At 61.9% G+C, this 7401-nt stretch carries 5 protein-coding genes and 1 pseudogene; all 6 read right to left on the bottom strand.

The features are described 5' to 3' along the window. Positions 1–126 precede the first annotated feature (126 nt). Positions 127–1647, bottom strand: coding sequence for a formate--tetrahydrofolate ligase (locus tag AC0AP0_RS06785; RefSeq protein WP_490429838.1), 1521 nt, complete (start codon positions 1645–1647; stop codon positions 127–129). A gap of 39 nt (positions 1648–1686) precedes the next feature. Continuing rightward, the gene (locus AC0AP0_RS06780; RefSeq protein ID WP_490429837.1) at positions 1687–3213 is read right to left on the bottom strand and encodes a C69 family dipeptidase; all 1527 of its coding nucleotides are present in this window, start codon (positions 3211–3213) and stop codon (positions 1687–1689) included. Between the two features lie 156 nt (positions 3214–3369). Further along, positions 3370–3942: a YbhB/YbcL family Raf kinase inhibitor-like protein gene (locus tag AC0AP0_RS06775; protein ID WP_254477873.1), complete on the bottom strand. Its 573-nt coding sequence runs from the start codon at positions 3940–3942 to the stop codon at positions 3370–3372. A 74-nt stretch (positions 3943–4016) separates the two neighbouring features. Then, positions 4017–5177 carry a DNA polymerase III subunit delta' gene (locus tag AC0AP0_RS06770; protein WP_490429836.1) on the bottom strand — a complete coding sequence of 387 codons (1161 nt, stop codon included), beginning with the start codon at positions 5175–5177 and terminating at the stop codon, positions 4017–4019. A gap of 323 nt (positions 5178–5500) precedes the next feature. Continuing rightward, a pseudogene (tmk, locus tag AC0AP0_RS06765) lies at positions 5501–6154 on the bottom strand (dTMP kinase); the annotation flags it as partial. Further along, on the bottom strand, positions 6151–7401 hold a 1251-nt coding region (locus tag AC0AP0_RS06760), incomplete at its 5' end, for a topoisomerase C-terminal repeat-containing protein (RefSeq protein WP_490429834.1). The pseudogene tmk and the gene AC0AP0_RS06760, both read right to left, overlap by 4 nt.

Raw genomic sequence — 7401 nt, 5'->3', positions numbered from 1 at the left:
CAGCTGCTCTAGCCAACTGAGCTATAGGGGCAGGGCACTTTCAAGAGCCAAGTAGATACTATACACGGTTTCGGCAGACCCGCAACACGGCGCGTCACAGATCTGCCGAATCCGTGTATGGCCCACTCAGACGATCTTGGGCATGGGCGTGGTCAAAGAGGTGGTCAGGTTCACCTGCAGGAGGCCAGCACCCGTATGGGCCTCGACCTTCTTCAGGGTGACTGTGCGCTTGTCCTGATCTGCCCGGTCATCGTCAGTCATGGTGGCTGGTGATTTGACCGCCACCACCACCAGATCCTCGATGGAGATGCCTGCCTTGCCGCACAGGTCGGAGGCCGCCTGGAGACTGTCCTGGAAGCCCTCACGCTCAACAACCCGATCAGCAGGCACTCCGTAGGCACTCTGGGCGATCCAGCGAATCCGATCCGGTACAGACATATCATGCAGGCTGGCCGTATCCGCCTGGGTCTTCGCGGGCTCCCGCAGGGCCTTAATCAGATCTTCTAGCTGAGGCTCGAGGGCCTTTCCCCCGTCACGGAAGAGGTTGCCTGCGATGGGTTTGCGGAAGCCCAAGCCGTTGGCGGTCTCCCGCAAGGAATCCACCTGGGCGTCCTCGCCCTCCCAGAGGTTGATCAGCGGGAAGGTGGGGATGCCAAGTCCCTCCAGACGGTGCACGTGGAAAGGATAGCGCCAGCTCAGCTTGGGATCGTCCCGCCAGGTGGTGGCACGGGTGACGACCACGGCGGCGGCCGGCCACTGGGCACCATACTCACGGTCGGCGATGTCCAGCCACTTCTGGGCACCGGCATCCGCTCCGTAGCCCGCTTCGACGACGACCACGTCGTGCCGGGCGCAGGCCATCTCCACGGACACCAGGCTGGGAATGCCGATGGAAACGTTGGCGAATGGCCCGCCATGTACATAGACCGGAGAACCCTCCAGGGTCTGAGTAAAAGCAGGCTTGACTGCATCGGTCAGGATGCCGGTGATCCGCCACAGGTCTACAAACTCTCCGAAGGTGACCGGACGGCCATCCAGGGTCCCCGCGACCATGGCAGCCACACGCTGTTCGATCTCTTCCATGCTCCGGGAGAGGACCATGATCTGCATGAGTTCGCAGGTTGGCGTCAGAACGGTCCGCTCAGGCAGGTCGCCCTTGCCTCGGTCCACGGTGATCTGCCGCAGGGACCGTGAGGGCACCTCGCTGACTCGGGGCACCAGGACTGTGTCCAACCGACCCTCGTCCACAGCCTTCTCCGCAAAGGAGACCAGCAGGTTCTGGGCGGATTCGATGGCCGCCATCTCCCCGCACAGGCCCCAATCCACCAGCTCAGGATGAGTCAGGGAGGACTTGCCGCCGCCGGAGGCGCCACCCTTGGACCCGGCAGCGGTAATGCCCATGCTGGGCTGACGCAGGACGGCGGCAGCATCCACTCCCCTGGCACGCAGAGCGTCAATCAGGGCGATGGTGGTGGTGGTCTTGCCCTCGCCACGCGATGCCTTCAGCGGGGTGTCTGCGGTAACAAGCAGCACCCGGCCATGCTTGCGCGGCATATCCGGATGATCCTGCAGATCCTTCAGGTAGCCGAAGGCATCGATCTTGTCAAACAGACCGTATGGCCTGACGTAATCGCCAAAGCCCGTCATGAGGCTCTCCTCCTTTATGATCCTTATCAATCGGATGGCTCAGTTGTCGGACAGGTGGTAGCCGTTGCGCATGCCCATGCTGGCCGTGTAGAGCACCTGGCTCAGCAGGTCGTCGGTCTCCTTGCGCAGACGGTCGGCCATGTCCTTGTTGGCAGCCTCCAGCACCTGGCGAACCTCGGGGTTGTCGGTGCCCTTATCGGCGCCTTCCAAGCGGGCCACCTGCTCATCTGCGGAGGCGATCATGCGATGGCCCTCAGCGCCAACGCTCTGTTGGTAGCGTTCGACTGCCGGCAAAGTACCGGCAAAGGCCGAGTCGCACAAGGCGGCGATCAGTCGGTCTGACCAGTAGAGGCTGTCGGTGGAGACCTGGCCCGTGGTGTTGGCCAGATAGTCGGGCGTGCGATCCACATTGGTATAGAAGGGAACCAGGGCATTGAAGGCGTTGGACCCATATGAAATCCACTGGATGGCCCGGCAGGATTCAGGCTGGTAGGGGCGCAGCTGGATCAGGGACAGCTGGTCATTGCGATTGATGCCGATGGGGCGGTAAAGCCCCTTGGTGTGCTCGTTGCCAGTCCGCCCATAGGGATCGTAGGGTGTGCCCTGGTAGTGAGAGCTGAGCAAATACTTGACATCCTCCACAGTAACCAGCCGCTCAGGCTGACGGCACCAGGGGATGTTGTCGCTGGTGGGAGTGTGATCGGCGTCCGGCCCATCCCAGATCTCGTCATAGGGGTTGAGGAAGCGCTGCATGTACCAGGCCCGAGGCGTGTTGTACACATGATCCGAGTCGCTGTGGGATCCAAAAGCGTCACGCGGGTTGAAGGGCGAAGCCGACTCCACGGACAGATCCAGGTAGTTGTCGGCGATGAACTCCCGCAGGTCGGCCGAGCAAAGGTGATCGGTCTGGTCTCCGAAGGCGTCGTCCAGATCGAACTCGTCGATGCCCAGCTGGTTAGGCATGGTCACATAGGAATCATCAGGCACGCGCTTGGCGATCCAGTGGTGGCCACCTACAGTCTCCATCCACCAGATCTCGTCCACGTCGCTGAAAGCGATACCATTCATCTCATAGGTGCCGTAGCGCTCCAGCAGGGAACCCAGCCGCTGGACGCCCTCCCGAGCCGAGTGGATATAGGGCAGGACGATGGTGACCAAGTCCTCCTCGCCGATGCCTCCGGGCACCGCGGCCAAGTAGTCTTCATCCCCGGGATGGCCCTGGGCGGGGGTGGGCTCAACCAGCGGATCTGCACCCAGAACACGTTCGTTGGTGGTAATGGTCTCGGTGGCCGACATGGCCACATTGGCGCTGTTGACGCCTGCGGCAGCCCAGAGTCCCTGATTGTGCAAAGCATCGGGCACCGAGGTATAGCGCATGGGATCGTCGGGCAGGTCTATCTCCAGGTGGCTGATCACACTGTGGTAGTGCCGCGGCTGCTGGTCAGGAGTGACTAATACGAAGCGCTTGGGACGAAACTCTCCATTGGACGAATCCTCATCCCGAGCGATGATGGTGGACCCGTCGTAACTGGCATTCTTGCCTATCAGAAGCGTGGTGCAGGGCATATAAGCGTCTTCCTTTGTCTGATCGCGGTCAACTGTCATCACCAGTCCGGAAGTCGGGGGATGCCATTCCAACCGACTGCGTGGGCAGGCAGGGATGACGGCCGTCTGCGCACTTAGGGCATGGCCTCACTCTAGTGCTAGACCGCCCCAACCAAATCAGGCATCAGCTGGCAGCCAGACCCGAGCTGCTGCGGCCACCGGCTGGGCGGAATGGATGGCATGGACCAGGGCATTGAGCCAGAACCCCTCCCCCAGGCCCGGCAGAGCCTCTTGTGTGGCCCAGACCGACAGCACATAGTCATGAACCCGGTCCGGAGGCGTGGGGCCGTTGTAACGCATAAGCACGGCGGGGTCGTCAGCGATCTCCTCCTCCATAACCAGGGGCGAGGCCGCCGAGGTGCGCCCTTGGGGCACACCGGGAATCAGATTAGACAGATTTCTGGAGAAGTCCTCAGGAATCGCCAAAACGGAGCTTTCGGTCCCCTCAGGCTGCAAGGCGAGCAAAGCCTCGATGGGCAGGTTGGCCAGAGACCAGTGAATCCAGGGGAAGCCGCACACGGGCACGGAATCAGGATCCACCAGCATCCAGTGCAGGTAGCGGGCCTCCTGGGGCACATCCTCAAGCCGGAATGGGAAGGAAACTACGGGACGTCCCTTTCGGGTAAGGGACTGAGGGGCGCGCTTGGCGTACCGATCGGGAATAGTGCCGAAATCAGTGATAATCCTCATGATTCGATTCTCGCCCGCCCAGCCGACGAGGTCAAGTTCATTCTTGACCGACAGTTACGGCAATTGGCTCGTACTCAGACCAGCAGGGTGCAGAAGAGGGCCTCGAAGACCAGGAGCGGCGAACCATTGGCAGCCAGCCTCCTGCGAGCCCGAGCGATCAGCCGAATGCGGTCGATGGCCCCCTGTCTGGAGAGCCTGACGGACAGATCAGCAATAGCCGCCCGATTCTCCAAATTGACCAAGCCAGCCTTCTCTTCGGCACCGTTCTGCAGGACGCCCACATCCCGGTAGACGCTGGCCAGGGTGCTCAGGTTGCGGTCCAGCACATCCCGTGTCAGCCTGGTAACCCGCCGGCGTACCTGATCCTTGCCCCCCAAGGCATGATAGGCCCCACGCAACTGCCGGGGAATGCGTTCCTTGTCCCTGAGACCGTTGATCTGCCGAAACTCCCGCTCGTCCCTGGCCACCTCATCGTCCACGGTGGCGGTGGCCTGATCCCGAGCCGCATCAACCACCCGGCCAGCCAGGATCACAGCATCCGAAGCGCGCCGCAGGCCCAACAAACCCACCACCAGCTCATCACGGTCGGCCAGGACCTGATCCCTAGTGGCGTAGAGGCGGGCGATGCCGATGTGCCCCTGGGCCAGACGGGCGGCCTTGGCGGCCAGGGGCCGGTCCACCCCCACCTGATCAGTTAGGAAATCGGCCACTGCAGTGTTGGATGGCACCGCCAGGTTGAGGACCCTGGTCCGTGAACGGATGGTGGGCAGCACATCCTGGGCGCTGGGTGCGCACAGAAGCCAGATGGTATGCTCGGCAGGCTCCTCGATCTCTTTGAGCAGCACATTGGTGGTCCGCTCCAGCATCCGGTCTACATCTTCGATAATGATGACCCGCCAACGCGAGGTTGAAGGCATCTGCTCCGAGGTCATGATCAGCTCCCTGACCTCGTTGATGCCGATGGTGACCTTATTGGTGGACAGTATGGTCACATCCGGATGGGTTCCGGCCAGAACCTGCTGAGTGACGCGGGTAGGCTGATCACTCAATCCCTGATCCGGACTGATTAGGGCCGCCGCAAAAGCCCGGGCCAGATTGGAGCGCCCCGATCCAGGAGGTCCGCAGATCAGCCAGGACTGCGCTACCTCGTCATGACCCTGCGCCTGAGCGGCCACTGTCCGCTTGAGTAGCTCGACCGTGGGCTGCTGGCCCACAATGGCGTCCCAGACGCTCATCGGCTCTTCCGTAGGAGCTGGGGCAGGAGCAGCCAGCGAGCGCGGGAACCTACAGGAGCCGAATCATCATCTGCATCACCGCCGACTGTCCCTGCCTCCATGGACTGGTCGTCCTGGTCAGCATCAGCATCCAGTGCCTGATCGGAGGTATCCACAGCCTCGGTCCAGTCCGACTCGGCACCTTGCTCATCGTCCTCATATCCTGCCGTCGATTCATCTTCGTCGACATCGTCCTGGGCGTCAGTGTCGTCAGTGTCATCATCAACATCTGGGAGTTCATCGTCAACTTGAGGCAGATCCGGCTCGCGCCCTTCGACCAACTTGTCCAAATCGTCCTGGATGATCTGCCAGACCCGGTCGATGGATTGGGTGGCGTCGATAACCAGGAACCGGTCGGGCTCCCTCTGAGCCAGCTGCAGGAATGCCTGACGCACATGCTGCTGAAAGTCATCGCCAGCCGACTCCAGCCGATCGGGCTCATGATCTAGGCGCAACTTGGACTGAGACGGATCCGCGTCCAGCAGATAGGTGCGTCTGGGCAGAAGGCCCTGACTGGCCCACAGGCTCAGCCGACGAATCACATCCACTGACAGATCACGGCCTCCGGCCTGATAGGCCACTGAGGAATCCAGGTAACGGTCGCAGAGCACAATATCTCCGCGATCCAGAGCCGGACGAACTACTTGGGCCACATGCTCAGCCCGATCCGCCGCATAGAGCAGGGCCTCGGTCCTGGGGGCCAGATCGTCGGAGGCATCAACCACGTCGGTACCGCCGGTCACGGCGACCGAGGGAAAGGCTGCCAAGCCGTGAAGGACAAGTTCCCGAATAGTCAATCCGACAGGGGTGCCGCCTGGCTCGCGGGTAACCAAGGATCCCAGGCCACGCCCCTGCAGATAGTTATGTGCTTGTTGGACCTGGGTAGTTTTGCCTGCGCCATCCACGCCCTCGAAGGAAATGAACAAACCCTCGCTCATGCCTGATGCTCCGTAGTCTTGGCAGTCTTGGTAGTTTTAGTCTTCTTTGTGGTTTTGCGGGCGCGAGTAGCCGACTTGCCAGCTGTAGATTTGCTGGACGCCGACTTGCGGGCGGTGGACTTTCGTGCAGTCGACTTGCGGGTCGTCCGGCCGCGCCGCTTGGCGGGTCCGGCCGCGCGCTTCTCTGCCAGTAAGCGGAAGGCCACCTCCGGCTCGATGGACTGGGCCGTGTACTGCTTGGGCAGGGTCCTGTTGGTCTGTCCGTCAGTGATGTAGACACCATAGAATCCGTCCCTGATGGTGACGGGTTTGCCGCTGTCGGGGTCCGTGCCCAGCTCACGAAGAGGAGGCTTGGCCGCACTCCGGGAACGCCGCCCGTACTTAGGCTGGTCAAAGAGGGCCTTGGCTCCGGCCAGGTCGATAGTGAAAATCTGCCCCTCGTCGGTCAGCGAACGCGTCTCGGTGCCGCCGTCGGCCTTGGTGGCCGTCAGATAGGGGCCATAGCGGCCGTTGCTGGCTGTGACGGTGGCCTGGTTGGTTTCTCCCGTTTTGGCATCGGTCAGTTCGATGCTGCCCACCGTCCTAGGCAGACTAAGCAGCTTCAGAGCATCTTCCAGGGTGACTGTGTCTGGATCCATGGTCTTGAAGAGCGATGCCATCTTGGGCTTAGGGCCAGCCTGCTTGGTTGTCCGCGCTGTCTTGCCAGTCGGCTTTTTCTGCTCGGCCACTTCCTCCTCGGGGCTGATCAGGGCCACATAGGGCCCAAATCGGCCCTTGCGCACCTCGACCCGACCGCCGGTCTGCGGATCCTTGCCCAGCTGACGGGGGCCGCCGGCATTGGTAGCGATCAGTTCATGGCCCGCCGCCACTGTCAGCTCGTCCGGAGCCATGGTGGGCGGCAACGAAGCACGCTTCGGATTGCCGTCGGCATCCAGGTCAGCCGTATCCTCAAGATAGGGCCCGTAGCGGCCGACCCTCACCTGCAGGCCATCACCGATCTCGATGGTGTTGATCTTGCGGGCGTCGATGTCCCCCAACTGGGCCACCTGCTCCTGTAGGCCCTGATGGGCCTGATCAGCGTTCTGGGCGGCACCTGGGCCCGAACCGAAGTAGAACCGGGTCAGCCAGTCCTTGCCTCGCTCCTTGCCATGGGCGATCATATCCAGGCCATTCTCCATCTGCGCCGTGAACTGGTAATCCACGTACTTGGGGAAATTGGTCTCCAACAATCTGACTACCGAAAAGGC

The organism is Bifidobacterium sp. POST2/T3 (B1) (assembly GCF_058197115.1).
This window is presented reverse-complemented; position numbering and strand designations above follow the sequence as displayed.

Excerpts from the sequence above, each read along its gene's own strand:
- AC0AP0_RS06770 (WP_490429836.1), bottom strand. The coding sequence starts at position 5,177 with ATGAGCGTCTGGGACGCCATTGTGGGCCAGCAGCCCACGGTCGAGCTA.
- AC0AP0_RS06785 (WP_490429838.1), bottom strand. The coding sequence starts at position 1,647 with ATGACGGGCTTTGGCGATTACGTCAGGCCATACGGTCTGTTTGACAAG.
- AC0AP0_RS06775 (WP_254477873.1), bottom strand. The coding sequence starts at position 3,942 with ATGAGGATTATCACTGATTTCGGCACTATTCCCGATCGGTACGCCAAG.
- AC0AP0_RS06780 (WP_490429837.1), bottom strand. The coding sequence starts at position 3,213 with ATGCCCTGCACCACGCTTCTGATAGGCAAGAATGCCAGTTACGACGGG.